The 20,077-nt window shown below is 44.3% G+C and carries 10 protein-coding genes; 2 read left to right on the top strand and 8 right to left on the bottom strand.

Annotated features, from left to right (window positions below):
* Window positions 1-102: 102 nt before the first annotated feature.
* Together QMF37_RS02080 and QMF37_RS02075 are read right to left on the bottom strand one after the other, a co-directional pair.
* Complete coding sequence (locus QMF37_RS02080) at window positions 103-1,128, bottom strand: acyltransferase (protein WP_283476302.1); 1,026 nt, start codon at window positions 1,126-1,128, stop codon at window positions 103-105.
* A 170-nt stretch (window positions 1,129-1,298) separates the two neighbouring features.
* Window positions 1,299-2,264 carry a CBASS cGAMP-activated phospholipase gene (locus QMF37_RS02075; protein ID WP_283476300.1) on the bottom strand — a complete coding sequence of 322 codons (966 nt, stop codon included), beginning with the start codon at window positions 2,262-2,264 and terminating at the stop codon, window positions 1,299-1,301.
* Between the two features lie 520 nt (window positions 2,265-2,784).
* Here QMF37_RS02075 and QMF37_RS02070 point away from each other — a divergent pair.
* Window positions 2,785-3,525, top strand: a complete 741-nt coding sequence (locus QMF37_RS02070) for a C40 family peptidase (RefSeq protein WP_283476299.1) — start codon at window positions 2,785-2,787, stop codon at window positions 3,523-3,525.
* A 1,080-nt stretch (window positions 3,526-4,605) separates the two neighbouring features.
* On the opposite strand, the gene QMF37_RS02065 is transcribed toward QMF37_RS02070, so the two are convergent.
* From QMF37_RS02065 to QMF37_RS02050, 4 genes are all read right to left on the bottom strand, one after another.
* Window positions 4,606-5,712, bottom strand: coding sequence for a S1C family serine protease (locus QMF37_RS02065; protein ID WP_283476297.1), 1,107 nt, complete (start codon window positions 5,710-5,712; stop codon window positions 4,606-4,608).
* A 130-nt stretch (window positions 5,713-5,842) separates the two neighbouring features.
* Complete coding sequence (locus QMF37_RS02060; protein WP_283476295.1) at window positions 5,843-9,343, bottom strand: DUF6359 domain-containing protein; 3,501 nt, start codon at window positions 9,341-9,343, stop codon at window positions 5,843-5,845.
* Window positions 9,344-9,470: 127 nt separating this feature from the next.
* Window positions 9,471-10,052: a transposase gene (locus tag QMF37_RS02055; protein ID WP_071153086.1), complete on the bottom strand. Its 582-nt coding sequence runs from the start codon at window positions 10,050-10,052 to the stop codon at window positions 9,471-9,473.
* A 236-nt stretch (window positions 10,053-10,288) separates the two neighbouring features.
* Complete coding sequence (locus QMF37_RS02050) at window positions 10,289-13,948, bottom strand: S8 family serine peptidase (RefSeq protein WP_283476293.1); 3,660 nt, start codon at window positions 13,946-13,948, stop codon at window positions 10,289-10,291.
* A 274-nt stretch (window positions 13,949-14,222) separates the two neighbouring features.
* Here QMF37_RS02050 and QMF37_RS02045 point away from each other — a divergent pair, with 274 nt between their 5' ends.
* Complete coding sequence (locus QMF37_RS02045; protein WP_169835277.1) at window positions 14,223-16,079, top strand: LTA synthase family protein; 1,857 nt, start codon at window positions 14,223-14,225, stop codon at window positions 16,077-16,079.
* Window positions 16,080-16,114: 35 nt separating this feature from the next.
* Here the strand turns inward: QMF37_RS02045 and QMF37_RS02040 are convergent, their stop codons facing one another.
* The gene (locus QMF37_RS02040) at window positions 16,115-17,455 is read right to left on the bottom strand and encodes an S-layer homology domain-containing protein (RefSeq protein ID WP_283476289.1); all 1,341 of its coding nucleotides are present in this window, start codon (window positions 17,453-17,455) and stop codon (window positions 16,115-16,117) included.
* A 165-nt stretch (window positions 17,456-17,620) separates the two neighbouring features.
* Window positions 17,621-20,074 (bottom strand): S-layer homology domain-containing protein, encoded by a 2,454-nt coding sequence (locus QMF37_RS02035; protein ID WP_283476287.1) that lies wholly within the window; start codon window positions 20,072-20,074, stop codon window positions 17,621-17,623.
* Window positions 20,075-20,077: the final 3 nt, after the last annotated feature.

Genomic DNA, 20,077 nt, shown 5'->3' with positions numbered 1-20,077 from the left:
TCACCAAACCTATCAAGATTTCGCGTTCTTTCCACCGCCTAGAAACTCCAGAACCCCACAAAAATTAAAAGCCAGCCCCTCAACAGAAAGGCTGGCTCGTTTCTATGGCACCAGTCGGTTAACAACCGGTAACTTTTGCATCGCCAAAATGATGCCGAACGAAATAACAAAGATCAAGATCCAAACAAGCGGCACACTAATCAGTGGATTAAACGTTGTTTCATTTAACCCAAAGCTTCTATTCAAAAAAACTTGAATAAGCGGGTGAATGATATAAATGCCGAACGTCGCTGTACTGATGCGGGTGATCAACGCATTTGGTTTGATTCGTTTCGCCATATGCTGAAAGCCGATGAAAATAAACAGCGTAATCAACAAATTATTCGGCCGGTAATGCTCATAAAAAAATTCATCAAACTCGCCCGCCGGCAATCCAACATTTAAATAATAAGTCCCCCACACCGTCACCCCATAACTGACTGCTGCGAGTATGCCAAGTGTCGGCAAGTATTTCTTCGGTACCGGGTACAGCACGAGATACGCACCGAGCAAAAAATACCCAATATACGGTTCAAACAGGCCGGCAGCCAAAGCAAGTTCAAAGTCAAAGAACTTTGGCAAGAATGGCAAAAAGCTAGAAAAGAAAATCCAAAACAGCAAAAAGGCTTGAAACGTCTTCTTGTCCATATGCATGACGAGCAGTTTCAAAAAAGGCGCCATCAAGTAAAGACCCGTGATGGTGTATAAAAACCACAAGTGGTAATAAATATCATCGGTTAAAAACTGCACCAAAATTTCATAAGCGCTATACGATTCATCCAGTATGTAAATATTGTATAGCGTGTACACCAAGCTCCAAAATAGCAACGGAATAACAACTTTTGCCAATCGTTTCTGGAGAAATTGCCAAACACTTTCTTCTTTGCCGCGCGTCAGGAGCAACGCCCCACTAAGCATGAAGAAAATAGGTACACACCAACGCAACCCTGCGTCAAAGGCGTTGGCAAAATGCCAAATCCATTCATCTGTCGTAGCATTGTTAATAATTTTTGATACTACATGGATGCCGACCACAACAAAAATCGACAAGACCCGCAGCCAATCCATATAGTCGTATCTTCTGGCCATTTCGGGTATCTCCTTTTTCGAACTAAATTGGATACGTGTTCAGTGTCACTGAAAATCACTAGAACAAGTTCGACTCCTTCTATTATAGAAGAAAGAGTTTCACCACTTTTTGTTCCTTTTATCATCTTAGCTTGTTGCAGAGCTTTGAACCAATACATTTTGATGACAAATTAGGATTCCACTAATTGCCGGCAAAGCTTTTGGATTTCTTCTTTTCGTGTGTCGACTAACTCTTGTCCGAGTTTAACCAAGGCCTGGATATTTTCCGGAGACCCATCATCTAGTTTTTCTCTGCCATCTTGCAGCAATTCAATTTGAAAGCGGTAGTAGCGCTTGTTTTCTTCTCGGTCCGGTAACACATAATTCAATTGATAATGAACAACATCTGAGCTGCCGTCCATGAGGATATACCAAAGTGGACGTGCCCATCTAAGCAGACCCCATGTACGGTAATTTTCAAATTCAATGGTCAGCTGTGGATTTCCTGTTCCGAGTGACACAACGAGTAAATCTTCATCGTCCGGGAAAATTTCTTTTGCTTCCGCATAGGCACACATCGCTGGATTGTTGGCAAACACCCCACCGTCAATAAAGCTTGCACCTGGATAAGCCTTTATTTTTTTGGGGGTAAAGTAAGTGGGAGCTGCCGATCCTGCCCGTGCTACATCCCGCATGAATACATCTTTTTCGATTTTCTTTGTATGGACGTCACGACTTTTGAAAAAAGCAGTAAATCGGCCGCGAAGTTCATAGCTCGGAACGACGACAGGTTTGATCGCTTCTGAGAGCATCGTGCGCCCAAAATACTTTTTCAGCACTTTTTCAAGTGTACGTGCATGGTAACGGCTCGTGAAGATGCCGCGCGTAACTTTGTAAAAAAAACTTTTATCAAATATTTCTTGAGATTCTTCTATATAAAATCCAAGAAATTGCTGTGCCGAATAGCGTGGTTTTCTAGCATCTTGCAGATCTGGTGCGACAAGTCCGAGTGCCAAAATCCCACCCGTCGATGCCCCGACAATCAAATCGAACAACTCAGAAATGGGTTTTCCACTTTCTGCTTCTAATTCGGCGAGTAGCATTGCAGGAATAATGCCACGCACGCCACCTCCATCGATCGCTAAAATTTTTTTCACGCTAGTGTCCCTCCCTCTAACTTTCTGATTAATCTAATTGTAAGAAGCGTTTCGAATGTTGTCAAAATTGGTTCCAAATTTATTTGTCCAATCTCATTTTTCACACTATTGAGATAGTAATATTATTTCTTTATGCTATTTTGAGTATTGTATTAGTAGATGAAAAAAAGACTATTCGTCTAAGATTCCCTTGTATTTTTTTGGCTTTGTGTAGCTAAAATAGAGCTGGCAGGACTTTTAATTTTGGATTTATTAGGATGTTAATTGTTACAAAGCAACTATATCGAGACATGAAAAGCTCTTTTTCAGAGAATTAAACCTTTTTTTCGTTTTTTATAGCTATTCAAAATCCCTCTATATCAAGGTTTCCAAAGCGTTTTTCATTTTGTTATACAACTGTAATATAACTGCAATTGAATTGACGTTGTTTTTAAGTTGTTCTCTCTATATAGTAAATGACAGAGCAAAATATTATTAATTCATGAATGTGAATAATAAAAACTTGGAGGAACCAACAACAATGAAAAAACTTTTCTTTACGCTACTTACAGCAGGATCATTGCTATTTGCTAACTCAGCCACAGACGCACAGGCAACTCAGCCTATCCAAAACGACGCTTCATCTCAGGTAACTACGGATTTATCCATAGAGCAAGTTGCTGCCAGCAAAGCAACTGCAAAATCAGGTACATTTAAAATGAAATACAACTCAAACGTTCGTGCTGATGCAGGAACCAAATACAAAGTTGTGACGATGGCTAAAAAAGGCGCAATCGCAACGGCTACTCACCAAAAGAAAGTCGGCAAATCGACTTGGTACAAAGTAAAAGTTAACGGCAAATCTGGTTGGGTACTAAGCACGTTGCTTACTTCAACTACCGTGAAAAAAGCTTCTGCGAAAACATCTTCTTCTTCATCAGTGGTATCAGAAGCGTTAGAACTTCAAGGCATTCCTTACAAATTTGGCGGCACAACTACTGCTGGATTCGACTGCAGCGCATTTATCCAATACGCATTTAAACAAGCAGGCAAAAGCGTGTCACGCACAACGCTTTCACAATATGCTGAGACTTACAAAGTCAGCAACCCACAGCCAGGCGATTTGGTTTTCTTTGCGAACACGTACCGCGCTGGAATCTCACACGTCGGGATTTACATCGGTAACAACAAATTTGTCCATGCAGGCGGAGCAAAATCAGAAGTCAAAAGCATGGACGATCCTTACTGGGGCAAAAAATTCCACAGCTTCAAACGTTTCTAATCCAATCAGATACTCAAAAGAGTGACCCGAACGTCTGCTGATAGCAGGCCTTTGCCGGTCCTCTTTTTTTATGTAAAAATTTAGTTGGAGATAGCTAAAGCTACAGCCTTGCCGGTAATACTATCTACCGCTCTGTTCTCGATTTCTTCCTAAGCTATAAAATTGAAATAACGAGTGAATTTTGTGTATAGAAGTGACCAGTTCATTTAGAACAGCAAAACAATCAGATGAAGATGTGAAATTCCCATGTACAGATAGCAACCACCCGGGTAGACCTCGTCAACTCTTCCTTCACCTCTAGCGATGGCGCATGCACCACCGCGGCCGAGCGTCTCCAGAACCTTACACCCTCTACTGCCACATACAAATAGATGTACAACATCCACCACTCCCTAGCTGAGGCGCGTCGCGGGCTAGGCGAAGCGCTAAGACGAGTGCTCTTCTCGGCTTAGTGTGAGAGCCATGGACGACAACGGGCTAGACACAAATTGCAGAACATTTGTGTCTAGCCCCAGGCAATCATCACCCTAAAAGCGAAGGCGCGTGCACTTCCGCCGCCAAGCGACTCCAGAACTTCACACCCACTACCCACCCCAAAAAAAGTAAGTTCGCTGAGTCTCCCCCAACACCCAGCCGAGGCGCGCCAAGGGCTAGGCGAAGCACGAAGACGAGTGCTCTTCTCGGCTTAGTGTGAGAGCCATGCCCCAAGCGCTCGAAGCGGTGTATAGAACCTAAAAAAACCTATTACCCTTATTCAATCTTACTTAGCGAAGGCACGTGCACCACCGCCGCCAAGTGTTTCCAGAACCTTACACCCTCTACTCCCACATAAAAATAGGTGCACTTATACATCCACCACTCCCTAGCCGAGGCGCGCCAAGGGCTAGGCGAAGCACGAAGACGAGTGCTCTTCTCGGCTTAGTGCAAGAGCCATGCCCAAGCGCTCGAAGGCGACTTCCAGAACCCGAGAAAAACTAAAAACTCGAACCTAAATTACCACTCCTAGCGCTGGCACGTGCTCCATCTCTGCCAAGCGGTGTATAAAACCACAAAAAACAGACTCCTTCAAGAGCCTGCTCGTCAGTTATTCACAATATCCGTAATTTGATAATCTCCGTACTCATCAATCACCACCGTATAAACACCTGCATGTGACACAGTTGTTGATTTGTCGCCAGTTTCTTCGTGGTAAGTAAACTCTGCTTCAGCAGTGACTACTGCGCTTTCTTCGTTAATCTCAGTACGCGTAATTGTCGGTTGAACCGTATCGTACATGCGATTTTGTCCGCTATACTCTTCAATCAAACGGGTTGCTTCCTGTTCCGCTTGACTGCCTGGCAACACGTAGGACAAGTAATAAGCCGAGTCAGCGTCGTTTAATGAATAAGGCAGTAATTCGTAGTAGGCGGATATAAAACTTTCCAGCAAATCTTCAGCAAAATAAGCATCTTTAACATCTTGCAAGACGACTTCCTGTTCTTCGGTAACCAGTGGGTTTTCGGTCCATTCGCTTAGTTGATCCCAGACTGTATAAAGCGGGATGCTGTAGCCAGATCCTGGTTTTTCTTCGAGAATAATGGAGTTGATGCCAATAATTGCTCCTGTGTCTGCTGCGATGAGCGGCCCCCCACTTGATCCTTGGGCGATTTCTGCGGTCATTTCGTAAAGGTCTGTGTATTGGTATTGATCCGAAAAATCGAGATCGGTTGCTGTGATTTCACCGGTTGTTGCGGTGTTGCTTTGGTCGTTTGGACTGCCGATTGCGACGACTGGCGTACCGACTTCAACGGCCTCCATTTTAATCGCTAACGGCTCTTTGCCTGCTAGTTCAGCGACGCGAACAATGGCAAGATCCTCCGTTTCAGATATACCGATCACGTTGCCATTAAACTCTTGACCGTCGCTATTTTTGACGGTGATGTAGGATGCATCTAAAACGACGTGGGCATTGGTCAAGATGTCCCCTTTGTTGTTAATCAAAAAACCCGAACCTTGTTCAAGATCGGTATACAGTGTGTAGACATGCGTTTTAGCATGGGCGATCATCGTTGCTTGGCTTTGCTCTACCATTTCAGTTTCTTCTGGAACTGGTCGCGTGTCCTCTTTTGGTGCTTGACAGGCACTCATGGCAACAACAAAAAATAAAAGAACTGGCAGTATTTTTTTATAGCTCGAGAGTTGATTCATCGTGTTCACTCGCTTCTTTTTGTGTTCATTATATCAACTCGCTGATAAAAGGTCTTGTGCGCGCAAAGAAAAAGCATCCCGTTGAACCGTGCTTTTTAGGCACGATTCAAACGGGATGCTTGTTTGGGTATTATTTTTTCTTTATTTGGCCTTTATTCGTAACGACTGTGTAGTTTCCTAACTCGTTCACATGAAGTGTAAACGTTGACCCTTTTAACTTCCCTTGAATGATTTTCCACTTGCCTTTGCGATCTTCACGCGCACCAAACTGGATTTTCACGTCTTTCGTTGTGTCAAATGCCAGTGTCACCGGTGAAGTGAATGTCAAAGCAAGGTCTTTTCCTGCTGCATCCGTTACCGACAAGTCGATTTGTTTCGTAAGAGTTGGGCGTTTGTCGACTTCTTTTGCGTCTGCCACTACTACCTCCAATACAAATGCTGATCCTGCAGCTGAGGCAATTTGCTGAATGTTTTCAGCTGAAAAGCTGACAGCTGCTGTCGGCATGTCGACCCGTAAGTCTTTGCCGCTCTTCAGCAGTTCAACTAGATTTCTTTCAGTAAATGTAATGGCAAGTTCTCCATCTTTATTCGGTTCGCCCGCTGTAACGACAGCCTGGTCACCTGAAAAGTCAGGATTTGCTTGTTGTTCGCCCGGAACTGATGGTTTTTCGAAGGCAATTTGTGCTAGTAGCGGATCATGATCTGATGCGCGGCCCTGTTGTTCCATGAACATCGCGTTAATGTGGACCATATCCAGTTCTGTACGTTGTGCCAAGTTGTTCGTCACAAGCAAGTGATCGAGTACTTGTGAATTTCCTTGGTAATAATACGAAAAGCGATCTTCTACCGGCACATCTTCGACTTTATTAGTTAAAATATCGCCTTTTAATGCAGCTAGCGCAGGTGTAAATTCGAAATCATTCATGTCTCCTGCAACGATCACGTTCAAGTCTGGATTTTGTTTAAGTCCATCCGCGATAAAGCCGTTAATCGCTGTTGCCAGTTCAATGCGCTCTGCAACAGAGCCAAGAACAGGCGGCTGGTTTTTGCCGAATAGTGGCTGGTCTCCACCTTTTGAGTTTAAGTGAGCGCCAATAACGACGACTTGCTCACCTTGGAAGTCAAATTGTGCAGCAATTGGTTTACGGGTGTTTGGCATTGCGATTGGCTGAACGCGTCCTGGATTCAAAGCCAGTTCGCCGTCTACCCACGAGTTGTCTTGAGTTGCAGTGCCTTTTGTTCCTTCTGACAAGGTTACGCGTTCAGGATTATACAAATACCCGACACGGATGTTGCCACCTGGTTGCCCACCGTCTTTGTTGTATTCAGGTGCGATGTCAGTCCAGGCATACGTTGGACCGCCTGCTGTTTTGATGTCTTGAATCAACCGTTCATAGCTTAACGTTGCGTCACTGTTTCCTGATGCAACCGGGCCGTCATTGTCTTGTACTTCTACCATAACGATGATGTCTGGTGAGTTTAAGTCGTTAACGAACGACTCTGCAATGCGCTGTGCTTTGGTATCAGATGTATGACTCGGATCTGCAGAAAAATTTTCTACATTATAAGCGGCTACCGTCAGTTCGTCTTTTTGCTTAGCAATCCATGTTTGTTCCGGCTTCGTGCCGCCGTCTTTAAGCGTTGGCAAATCATTTTCTGTCGCCCATAGCTTGTAGTTACCAAAGCCGAAGCCCATTACGCCGATAATATTACCGGTAAACGAGTCGCCTGCCTTGGCTACGTAGTTTTCATTGTTGAAATCGACGGTAATGCGTTCCGGGTTGTAGTCATTTTCTGAAATCAAAATTCCACCTTGTTTATGGAAGTCTGTATTGGGTGAGTTTTCAGCAACGACGACCACTTCGCCGTAGTTTTGTGGTCCCACAACCTGTGCGTTTGGTACAGCTAAGCGCATAAGTTCAAGGGATTCCCAGAAATCAACGCCGTCTTCTGTCGGATCAAACGATGTTAAGCCATCGTTATCGATAATCTCAGATGGCGGTTGAACGTCTTTTCCAATGATGATGGGTTCAGGAAGTGCGGCTGTCGCTGTTTTGGTTGCGTCAGTCGCACGAATACGCGTGATTGGTAAATCATTATCTTTTGCATCTGAATAGCCTTCTTGGAAATGCTCTTCTACAGTTCCGGTGATGGTAACCAGGTCACCAAGTTGAAGACCATTTGATGCTTTATTGACCATCAATGCTTCTGAAGTTGTCACATCATCATCTGGATTGATGTCTTGAATGACGAAGTTTGCCGAGTTGTAGACGTGCGTCACGACACCGACGATTTCATTGACAACGACACCTTGGTAATCTGAGTAATGATTCGTGCCTTGAATATCACGGATTTTCAAGTCCCCTGTTTTCAAAACGGTGTAAGCAAAAGTAAAAATCTCAGACGTTTCGTCCGTGATGGCGATGGCTTTGATCGTTACATCTTTTGTCAAAACGATTGGCGCTGTGTATTTGGTGCTTGCGGCAGTTGGTGTGGAACCGTCAAGCGTATAGTAAATAGCGGCGTTTTTCCAGCCTGAAGCTAACGTGATTTCAGTGCCTTCCGAAACGACACCTGGAAACACATCTACGTAGACAGCTGGCTTATTCACCAGGTCAAAGCTCTCGAAGCCGAGTGTTTTCACCTGATAAGAAGCGTTGAACTTTGAAGCGATTCCGCTGACATGGATTAAATCGCCTTCTTTGTATTGCTTCGTAAATTGTTCGAAGTTTAGTCCGTTGCGGTTATCGTTACGAATGGTGACCGTTTCACCGTTTTCAGCTGTTGCCGAAAACTCAAACGTTCCAAAATCGTTAACGGATTTCAAGTTTGTGATGGTCACATTTTCTAATTCAATACGCTCGCCTTGTGTCTGTTCATTGATAGCGGTCGGTGTAACGGTTTGAACGGACGGCAAGTCGTTGCCTGTAGAAAGAACTTCTATTGTATTCGGCTGCAGCTGAAGCTCGCCGCTATACTCCGCGACCGTTCCCGTCAACCGCACCTTGTCTCCCGGTGCAACGGTGGCGTTTGAAGCATAAACGTACATGCCAGCTGTATCGTCTTGTACATAAAAGGCAGTCGCGCCCCAAAATCCTATGCCTGTTGTCACCGTGGCGTCAACTTGGACCAGTTTGCCCGACATCGTGCGCGCTTGTGCCAACGTATCGACGACAGTTGCCTCAGGTGGTACTTCACCTTCAGACAGAATCGTGAAAGCCGTTGGAGACTTTAGACCTGCTGTTGTAAAGTAAGTTTCCAATGAACCTGTAATGGTCACTTCTGCTTTAAACTTAGTCGGATTGTCCACCAAGTTCAAACCTGCACGAATTGCGGAACTTGATGGCAACTGAACTGGAAGAATTTTTGTCGGATCGGTTTCATCTGGTGAATCAGCAAGCCCTAGATTTGAAACAGCTGTAAAAGGCGCTTCTTGGTCGTAGCTAGTGTTGCTGCTAGCTGTCCCGACGATAAATCCTTTCACCGTAGCCGAACCGGAATTATTCGCAATGGCTTCAGCTACCGTAATCGGTTCTGCAGCAGTTGCTGCTGTGTAAGGCAGTACTGCAGACAAAACCAGTAGTAAACTCAAAAAAATCTTCGTCCATGTGTTTCTCGACAAAAGCTCCACTTCCTTTGAATAGAATGAGTTACTTATCAAGTATAGCGCAAAATTGTAAACGCTTTATTAAATTTATGCAAATAATGAAATAATTTTCTTATTTGGTGCCTGGCACCCGCTCAATTCTCGTACAATTCTATTCACCCTCTCTCCTCTCCGGAAGATCCCGTTCTTCGCAGTACATCAAATAACCCGTTAAGCATTTGGAATATGGCCTTGGTAGAATGGTTGGCAAATAACTTAAATCGAGGAATTGATAGGGGGCTTGTAGTGCATCTGCGTATAATCGGTACGAACTGTGTGGATAGTCTTTCATTGTGGCTACCATGGGGGTACTGGTATCTATGGGGTTTCTGTGGACGTATCGGCTAACTGCGAGGATGCTTTTGTGGGTTATGGCTTTGCCCGAATAATAACGGCTTTCGTAAAAATAGCCGCTGTAGTTGTATTTTTTCTTGTGATAATCGCTGTAGCGTTTGTTAATGAGTGCCATTAGCTTGCTTAACGGGACTTCGGGTGAGCGGATCAATAAGTGGTAATGGTTGGTCATTAAGCAATAGGCCAACATGGTAAACGGGTACTTTTCGTGTGCATACGTTAAGACTCTAAAAAAAGCGTCGATATCTGATTTCTCTTGAAAAATCGCTTGCCTATTGTTGCCTCTCATCACAACATGTTCGTATGCATGCGGAGTCCAAATACGTCGACTTCTCCCCATCGTTTCACGCTCCTTTTCAACTACTGATTATGACTATAGTAGAAATAAGATCGAGGTTCGTCAATTGTTCCAAAAAGACAATAACTTGGATTTATGTACGCATACTGACTCAAAACTAATTTTTCACTGTGAAACCACTCGATAACCTGCAAATTCTCTTTCAAAATATTTTTTTGAGTTGTGTTTGAATTGTTTGGGTGCCTGGCACCCAAACAATCAAACACGCCATTATTCACTCACTGTTTCTTGATCGTGAAGCTTTCTTCTGTGACATGTCCTGCTGCGTCGATGACTTTCAAAGTGAATTTGTTATCACCTAGAGCAGCAACCGGAACCGTGATGGTCATGTCTTCATCAAAGCCGACTTCGCCGTAGGGCTCGGTCATGTCTTGGCGAAAAACTTCGCTGTCGATTACATACACTTGGATGGCGTTCATGTTGTCTGAGACATTAAACCTTACTTCTGCAGAATCCGCTTCTGCACCCACCGTTTCTGGCAAATCCAAAATTTTCAGTAGCGCCGGCTGTGTATCGATTAACACTTGGCTGCGTACTTCGAGTTCGTTGCCAGCTTCGTCGACGGCTTTAGCGAAGATGTCGTTACGCCCGTCTTTGAGTGTTAAGGTGTGTTGGAAAAACATTCCGTCAAAGCGTTCGGCTTTTTCACCGTTAACAGTTACTGAGACGATACGTGACTGGTCTTCTACGACACCGAATACGCCGACTCTCTTCGTACTTAGCACTTCGAAAAGCCCCGGCGAGATGATGGACACTGCTGGTTGTTGTGTATCTGCAACAACACCGGTTAGTGGCACTGTGATTTTATTGCCGGCGGTATCATGGAATACCGCGTTTAGCTTGTCGCCTTTTTTGATGGCCACAGGCAATTTGTAGCTCTTGACGCTCGGTGATAACGACTGGTCTTCAAAGCTGTCCGGAGCTTGCGTTAGTTCCACACCGTTATGGAACACTTCCCAGCGGTCAGGTCCTCCGCCTTGTTTGTTGTCGGTAAAGCTGGTGACTTTCACCGTGCCCGTTTTCGTATCCAGCGTAGCAGTTGCTTTAGGTGCCACGGTATCCACTAAAATCGGCATGACTCGTGACTGCCATTTAGCACCTGGATAATCAATAACCGCACGCATTTGCAGTTGATACTGGCCATCTTTAACTGGCTTGCCGAGCACTTCGCCGTTCCACTCGTTGAAAAAATCATAATAATAAGAAAAACTTTCCGTGAAGTTTTTCACTAGGTTTTTTCCTGTCTGCAAGGTCCGGAGTTTCTTGCCATCCGCGTCCAGCACGTTTACTTCCAACGCTTTGGCGTTACGCAACAGCGAAAATACGGGAATAATCGACTCCCGGCTCCCGTCGCCATTTGGTGAAAAAGCAAAACGCTCAGGAACAAAACCTTGTTGGTGACTGCCGCCGTTGACGATCAAACCAAAGTCGTCCGTTAAAAACGTCGAAGCGTAAAACGTTTCTGGACTCCATGCGACGTCATCAAAAATCGATGCTGCGTCCCATTTGCCATTAAAGCCAAAATACGGCACGGTCAGCGGCGTGTTGCCGGTTACTTCTTCGTTCGCATCGGTTAATGTAATAAACCCGTCGATGAAAAAACCGTTAGTGAACGCTTTAAATTCGGGACGTCCTACTAAAGTTGACGCATCGATGGTCACTTGAATTTCTGTTGTGCCATTTGCTGGTACCGTCACAAGGTCGGGTGCGGTAATGTTGACGAGATCTGTTACCACTTTTGATCCTGCTCGATTAGGATCGGTCGTGTTGATCTTGCGCTTTTTGTGTTTTACAATTGCATCGGTTTGAACGTTAACTGTGACTTCGTAAGTTACTGCCGTGTCTGAGAAATTTTCAGCTTGCAACTTGATGGTGAGTTGATTTTTTGTCAGTTCTTTTAACGCGACTTTGGCGTCACCAGTCGCTCCGTCCGTGACGATTACGTCGGTCGATAAGGCGTCGTGCAACTGCATCAGTCCTGCGCCTTGACGTCTTGGTGACACGAATTGACCCGCTACCAGTTCAACTGGATTGGCCGTGTTCATCAGCAAGTTTTTGGCGAACTCAACGCGGTCTCTGCCTGCTAAGCCAAGCTCTTCAATGCGCTGAAAAATCAATGCCGTTCCTCCTGCAACGTGTGGTGCCGCCATCGATGTACCACTCATCAACCCGTAGTCGTTGTCATTTAGCGTCGAGAAAATATTGCCACCTGGTGCAGTGATTTCTGGCTTAAAATCCAAGTTGGGTGTTGGTCCCCAAGACGTGAAATCACTCATTTTACCGGCATTTGGATTCGGCGTTTCAAGCTCTTTTCCGTCAAACGCAATGGTGACCGCCTTTCCAGCTTGTAATGCTGCTTTCATGGCCAATCCATCTTTTTGAAGTGTCGACAAAAATGGAATGGCAATAGACGGATCCCATTCAATATTAACCGGTCCCGTCGTATTGTTGTAAATAATAACCCCTGCTGCTCCAGCAGACTGCGCTGCAAAAGCTTTTTCCGCAAATGGAATGGTACCGCGTGCAATCAACGCGAATTTATCGGTCAAGTCTTTGCCTTCAAAATCCTCAGGCATACCGAGTCCAACTTCAACCACTTGATAAGAAGCATCCGGTAGTTTTTGCGGGTCGACTTCGTTTGCCGGCAAGTATAGCGCACGAGCCGACACTTTGCCGTCTACGCTGTAGACAAAACTCTCCGTTGTAATCACTGTATTTTCAAATGACGCTACCCCGAACGAATCCACCGAAGTTCCCGGTGTACCAATCAAACCGTAGTCTTGGTTTTTGGCAAAAGGTGCTTGAAAACCAGACCCCAGCATGTCTTCGTTGCCGGCAGAAATCGCTACTAAAATCCCATTATTTGTCGCGCGTTCTACTGCTTGCTGTTCGGGACTCGACGTATCGACAAATCCAGCGGTGGCGCCGAGCGACATGTTGATAACGTCTGCACCAAGTTTAATGGCGTCGTCCATCGCTTTAATGTAAATATCACCGAAAGTTGTTGGGTATAAAGCGTCGTTGCCGAACACTTTCAGCGCCAACAATTGCGCTTCCGGAGCAACACCTTTAATGCCACCCTTTTTTTCATCGCCATTTGCACCAATCGTTCCGGCTACGTGCATGCCGTGCATCGAAGCACCCGGTGCCACGTCACGAATTTCAGTGTTGGCGTCCATATAATTGTAACCAAACGGCACTTTTTCTGTGAAAAATGCACCTTCTTCAATCGCGTGATCCGAGACAAACGCATCGACTTGGCCTTTTGTTAAGGTAGCCGTCTTGCTATCGCTCAGTTTCATGTCGCGATGTCCCGAGTCAATGCCTGTATCGATCACGCCGACAATCATGCCTTCTCCTTTAAAGCCATAATCACGCCAGGCTTGTTGCGCTTGAACCAGTTCTTTGGCGTATTTCATCGTCGGCTGGACTGCAGGACGTTTATACTCCGTCGCTTCATATACAGCTTTAACACTCGGCAACTCCGCGATTTGGGCTACTTGTCCCGCAGTAACTTCTGCTGAGAAACCGTTAAAGACCGCTGTAAACGTTTGAAGATAATCGATTTTGGGTGCCACTTTCGTAATAGCTGTTTGTGCCGTTTTTTGTTTTTTAGTGGCAGCCGCTTCAATGCGTTGTTTTTGACTTTCAGACAACTCTTTGTAAAGAACACCCTTCGTCGTTGCGATTTCAATCGTCGGCTGTTCTTGTAATTCAATGATGATTCGCACTTTTTCTTTTGGTGACTGCGGCTTTACTAAGGTTTTCGACAGCTTCACTTCGGGATTTAGCCCTTTTGATGCGACCGAACTACTGAACCCTGTGACACTACCGATCAATAAGATGAACACCATTAACCAAAAACTTGTTTTCCTCATCTTGATTCCTCCTTTTCAAGATAAAATTATCAAAATTATCAATTAATTAATCCACCTTCATTTTTCCATTTTATACATCAAAAGTCCATGGTTCCAAAGCTATCTTGTTGACTGTTTTTTCTTTAAATTTCGGGTATATTGTACGGGTGCCAGGCACCCACACAACTCTCGCGCAATTTGCTTGCCTCTTGTACTTCCTTTATACTTGAGGGTAGTCGATATTCCGATTGCATCAGGAGCAGCAAAGTCGAAAATTTTTTTTGAGGTGATTTACATGAAAGTCAAATGGAGCTACAAGCCGGTTTTGGTGATGTTAGCCACCATGTTTTATTTCTTTTTGTTGGTAAATGGAATTGAAACGTATTTAAACGGTAGTTACGCTGAACGCGCTGTGTGGCGCAGTGATCACAAAGAAGCCTTTTTCTTTAATTACATGATTGTTTTTAGCTTGTTCATCGTGTTTTTAGGAATCTTTAATCGTTATTTTGTTAGTTTTGTCGTCACCAATGCGTTAGTGGTGACTCTGGCTGTTTTCAGCTATTATAAATTCAGTTTTTTAGGGGAATTTTTATACCCTTGGGATTTGTTGCTTTATAATAATGTATTGAATTTATTGCCAAATTTATATGAAACGATCAACTTGACACAAGTCATTCTTGTTTTCGGACTTATCGTGGCGGTCATTGTCGCCATTTCGGTGTTTCTGTTTATCAAAAAACCAAAGCGCTGGATTCGCTTAAACCCATGGGTTCGTATGCTGTTTATTGGTTTAGGTGCCGCATACTTGAGCATTTTCGTTTTCTACCGGTCCATTCCTGAAGTAGAGTCCACGTTAAAAGATGTCGACATTAACAACCTGACATTTGATCAAGAACGCAATTACAAAACCAATGGCTTTTTGCTGACGTTTATGTTGAATATGCAAAGTGCTATCGTGCTGCCACCAAGTGGCTACAACGAAAAGAACGTGATGGATATCGTTGACAACTTGACTAAAGTTGAACCGCAATCCAATTCAACGGCTAAGCAAGATCCGAACATCATCTTTATCATGAGCGAATCTTTCTGGGACCCGACGTCGATTGAAGGGTTGTCGTTTAATGAAGACCCTATGCCAAACGTCAGAGCACAGCAAGATGGCCATATTTTGGCTCCCGCTTTTGGCGGCGGCACGAGTAACGTCGAGTTCGAAGCGCTGACGGGCTTTACCAATATGTTCTTACCGCCTGGTTCCGTTCCGTACCAGCAATACATTAAAAGTGAAATTCCGGCGATGCCTAACTATTTGGCAAGTCTCGGGTATGAGACGACGGCCATTCACCCTTACCCGAAATGGTTTTGGAACCGGGAAGAAGTGTATAAACATATCGGTTTTGATGAATTCATTGATATTGACGGGTTTACCGATCCTGTCTACCGAGGACCTTACGTTTCTGACCAGCAAGTGACCGATACCATCATCGAACAAACAGAAGCGAATGAAGATCCGTCATTTATCTATGCAATTACGATGCAAAACCACACCAGTTACAACGTGGATAAATACCCAGATTTCACTGTCGAAACGCAGACACCTCCTGCAGTGGATCCCGTTTTCAATTTATTGTTGCGGTCGTACACACAAGGAGTCGCAGACGCTGATGCTGCATTTAAGAGCTTGATCGATTATTACGAAACGTCTGACGAACCAACCATTGTCGTCTTTTTCGGAGACCATTTACCTGCGATTGGCAATGACTATAAATTATTCAAGCAAGCTGGATATGTCCCTCGCGGAGCGGGCGACGTTAATTGGAGCCTAGAAGATCAAAAGAAAATGAGATCCACACCGCTGGCTATTTGGAATAACTACGGCACTGAAGTTCCAGACCTTGGTACGATCAGCCCCTCTTTCCTAGCACCAACTGTCTTTGACCTAGCTGGAATTGAGCAGCCTTTGTATCACGCAGTACTGGAAAACTTCCAAGCGGAAATGCCGGGCTACACAAACGAAGTGAAAATAGACGCAGATGGCGAACTTTATAAAGTGACTCCCGATAAAGTGGAGACCACCAAACAGCAATACGAAATGATTCAATACGACCTGCTGTTCGGAGATCAATACTCACTCGAAAAACTGTTTGGTAACTAACCCTAAAATCACAGTTAAAACCCCCACACGCCGAATTACCGGCTTGTGGGGGTTTTGTTGTTGAATTGCGCGAGAGTTGTGTGGGTGCCTGGCACCCGCACATTTACGGAATGCGCCACCATCATATGCCCGCGCGGTGTCCAATGAAATCCGAGAAGTGGATCAACTAATCCGCTGTTTGCAAGATCAGTGTCTGTTGCGCCTCCTGCTTTTTGCACCGCGTTGGCATAATTATCGATGAGTTCAACACCTTGTTGTTGAGCGACTTTGCGAATAATATCATTGTAGCTGTCTTGCCACGCATGAAGGCCCCCCTTACTGGCATAGAGTTTTTCAATACCTGGGGTTTGCGCTGCTTGAGACTGGTAATACACACGTTCATTGACGGGCAAATTGGTCATCAACACAACCGTTATGCCTTTTGCCACCATTTGCGTTGTTAGTTGCGAGATATTTTTTTCGAATTGCTCCTTACTGACTTGTGGTTGTTTCGTATCTGCACGCATTAATGCGTCGTTCAACCCGAACATCATGACGACCGTAGATGGCTGTTGATCCAACACGTCTTGTGTGAATCTTTTCAAGGCACTTGCTGTCGTATTGCCACTGACACCGGCATTGGTGATTCCTGCTAAAGCCGGCCAATTGTGATTCGGGTACTCGGGAAATTCTTTCGGTAAATAAGAACCTGACGTATTGCTGTCTCCAAATCCAATAACTTTACCCGGAAGTGCTGGTTGTTGAAGAGCTTTCCATTCCATCGCGCGATTGGCAAACGCAGCCATTTGCGCACGTGTGACGATGCCGTTTGGCCGGTAGGTATTGTCTTCCGGATACCCAACCGTAATGCCGTTATCACGCAGTGCTAAGACATACGTAAACATCCAATCTTTTGTGGTCACATCGGCAAAGAAATTCGTGGAATGACCAACAAGATCAAAACCTTCTGTCAAAATCTTGGCCATTTGTCCACGTGTTAACTTGTCATCCGGAGCATACAGCCCATTGCCTTTGCCATGAATAACGCCTTCTTTTTTCAATGCTTCAATATAACCAAACGCCCAGTGACCCGTCGCCACATCAGGATAACTCGCTGTTTTCGGATTGAGCGGCTCAATACCCGCAGCCAATGCAATAATTTTTGCCGCTTGTGCACGCGTCACGTCTTGTTCTGGTTTGAACGTTCCATTTGAATAGCCAGACAAGACGTTTTTTTCGAGCAACGACTGAATGTCCTCATAAGCCCAATGCGTTGTAGCCACATCTTTTAATGGCGCAGCGGCACTAGCCGACGTAGTTATCGCCGAAAAAAACAAGAGTATTGACAGCAGTCCCGTAAAGATAACGGCAGCGTTACATTTTTGAGGAAACCTCATGTGATTTTCACCTTTCTTGCACTCTTTTTATACGTATCTTACCATTTATTGAATTGTGTGTGCATTGTGTGCGTGCCAGGCACCAAATAGCAAAAAAGTGATACCAGGCACTAGCCCGGTATCACTTTTTTTATTATGAGCACAAAGCGCTCAACTAACGTTCAATTATTTTACAAGAACGCCGTTTCTGTCAACCAATTCAGTTTGTCCAGCTTTAACTGTAGCACTTACTGTACCAGTTGGAGCTGTATCAAGCGTGAATCTTACTTGAGTTTCGTTACCGTCAACAACTACCAAATTACCAGCATTTGCTTCAGTTGATCCAACCTTAACATCGAATACAGAGTTTGCATCAACGTTAGGAATTGAGATAACTTCATCAAATGTTACAACTACAACGTCACCAGCAGTTTGTACTGAAGTGATTTTTGCAGGTGTGTTGTCTTTGATCATTACACTTGAGTTAGCAGTAACAATTACGTTTCCTGCTTTATCAGTAGTGTTTAATACTGTCAATACAGCCGGAGTTCCTGCTGTTTTGTTATCACCGATGTTTACAGATCCAGCAGGCAATTTGATTACTGCTGTCATTTTGTCAGTACCAGTGAAGTAGATGTCCGTTCCAGCAGGTAAAGCTTGTCCGTCTAGACGGTAGCTTGAAAGGCTGATTCCGTTAGCAGCAACTTCTTCGCTGTAAGAAACAGTGAATTCGTTAGTGCCTGTAGTAACTACTGAAGCAGTTGGCTTCTTGTTATCAACTGCTGCTGGAGTTCCAGGTACAGTGATTGTTGATGAAACTGCTGCAGATTTGTTCCCTTGTACATCTGTGAAGAATCCAGCTGGGAATGTTACCGTGTAAGTTCCAGCGTCCAAAGCTGCTGTAGTTGATTTGAAATCTACTAAGTAAGTAGAAGCGTCATCAGTTTTCAGCATAGATTCTGCATCAACAGCTGTGAAGTTTACACCTTGTGAGTTGCGGATAGTGATTTGGCTATCAGAACCTGCAACAACAAGTTTCTCGTTGAAAGTGAATTCTAATTTTTCGTTTTCAGCAGAAACACGTGTAGAAGAAAGTGTTGGTGCAGTCAAGTCTTTAGCGAAAGTTACTGAAGTACTGTAAAATTCGTTTTTGTTTGCAGCAAGATCTGTCATAACTCCAGCTTCAGCGTACAAAGTGAAAGTTTGTGAAGTTGCTGTAGAACCTGCTGGGAATAATTCCCCTACATTTAACAAATACGTTTTGCCAGTTGTGTCAGTAGTATCACGAACTAAAGTAGCTGTAGTTTGTGTTCCACCTTGTTGCAATTTAACAGATACGTTGTCTTCAACAATATCTTCGCTCAAAGTAACTTTAGCAGTTTTTTGATCAACTACTTGTACACTTGTTACGCGTGGTTTTTCCATATCTGCTGATGGAGCAGTTACTGAACCGTTATAGATAACCATTTCGTTTTTAACTGCTGCGTTGTCAGTAGCTCCTGCTACATATAGAGAAGCTGTTTGACTAGCGTTTAACGATTTAGTGATTACAACTTTGTTTCCAGTAGTCGCACCTGTAACTGGCTCACCGTTTACACGGATTACTGTTGGAGCTGTTCCAAGGTCTTCAGAGAAAGTCAAAGTAATTTTACCGTTTTCGTAAACAGTGCTAGTGATAACTGGTTTAACAGTATCCGTATAAGTGAATACGCCGCTAAATTTCTCAGTGTTTACCCATTTACCGTCTGTGTCTTTTACGTTTGTAGCAGTTGGCTCAACTACAAGAACTTGATCTTTGCCTTCAACTGATGATGCAAAAGTTAAGACTACTGAACGCTTGTCAGTTGACAATTCTGCTTTAGTTGGAGTTGCTGAACCTAATTTATAGTTTGTAACTTCAGTTGCAGCTTTAGCAACTTTATCATCAGCGTTCAAAGTTGTGTTGAAGTTAACTTGAACCTGGTTAGTGTTAAGACCAGTAACAGATGATACTGTAGGTGCCATAGGAGCTTTAGTTAACTCATGTAATCTATGAAGGAAGATTGCGAAATCTCCACGTTTGATTGATGATTCGATTCCGAATTTAGTTGCAGTTTCGCCATCAGTGATTTTGTTTTCAACTAATGATGCAACTTCAGTTGCGAAACGGTGTTTTGAACCAACGTCAGTAAAGTTCAATTTAGAAACGTCGCCGTCTTTTAGGTCATAAGCTTGTGCAAGCATGAATGCTGCTTGTCCACGAGTGATTGTTTGATCCCAGCCGAATTTTGTAGCTGAAACGCCGTTGATGATTCCTGCTTCTTTAAGTGAGTTGACTGCAACCGCACCACGTTTAGGAACGTCAGAGAAACCTGAAGCTGGAGCTTTTTCGTTCATCAAACCTGCTGCAGTAGCGATCATGATCGCTGCATCGCCACGAGTGATTGAAGCGCTAACACCGAATTGAGTCGGAGTAATACCGATTGCAATTCCGCCAGATACTACGTAATCAACTGCGTCTGTATAACGATCTCCCACATCAGTGAAAGCTGAAGTTGAAGCTTGGTCTGCGAATGCTGCTGGAGCGATTGCCGTTGCTACTAAAGTAGCCGTTGCTGCAGTTGCTACGAATTTCTTGTAATTTTTTGGTTGGTAAGCCATTAA

The sequence above is a fragment of the Planococcus sp. S3-L1 genome (genome assembly GCF_030063085.1).
Taxonomy (GTDB): Bacteria; Bacillota; Bacilli; order Bacillales_A; family Planococcaceae; genus Planococcus; species Planococcus kocurii.
Note: the sequence above shows the minus strand (reverse complement) of the source record. Positions and strands in the feature narration are given on the sequence as shown.

Bases quoted from the DNA above. Each gene is read 5' to 3' on its own strand.
- QMF37_RS02080 (WP_283476302.1), bottom strand. From the start codon at position 1,128: ATGGCCAGAAGATACGACTATATGGATTGGCTGCGGGTCTTGTCGATT.
- QMF37_RS02070 (WP_283476299.1), top strand. From the start codon at position 2,785: ATGAAAAAACTTTTCTTTACGCTACTTACAGCAGGATCATTGCTATTT.
- QMF37_RS02065 (WP_283476297.1), bottom strand. From the start codon at position 5,712: ATGAATCAACTCTCGAGCTATAAAAAAATACTGCCAGTTCTTTTATTT.
- QMF37_RS02055 (WP_071153086.1), bottom strand. From the start codon at position 10,052: ATGGGGAGAAGTCGACGTATTTGGACTCCGCATGCATACGAACATGTT.
- QMF37_RS02050 (WP_283476293.1), bottom strand. From the start codon at position 13,948: ATGAGGAAAACAAGTTTTTGGTTAATGGTGTTCATCTTATTGATCGGT.
- QMF37_RS02045 (WP_169835277.1), top strand. From the start codon at position 14,223: ATGAAAGTCAAATGGAGCTACAAGCCGGTTTTGGTGATGTTAGCCACC.
- QMF37_RS02040 (WP_283476289.1), bottom strand. From the start codon at position 17,455: ATGAGGTTTCCTCAAAAATGTAACGCTGCCGTTATCTTTACGGGACTG.
- QMF37_RS02035 (WP_283476287.1), bottom strand. From the start codon at position 20,074: ATGGCTTACCAACCAAAAAATTACAAGAAATTCGTAGCAACTGCAGCA.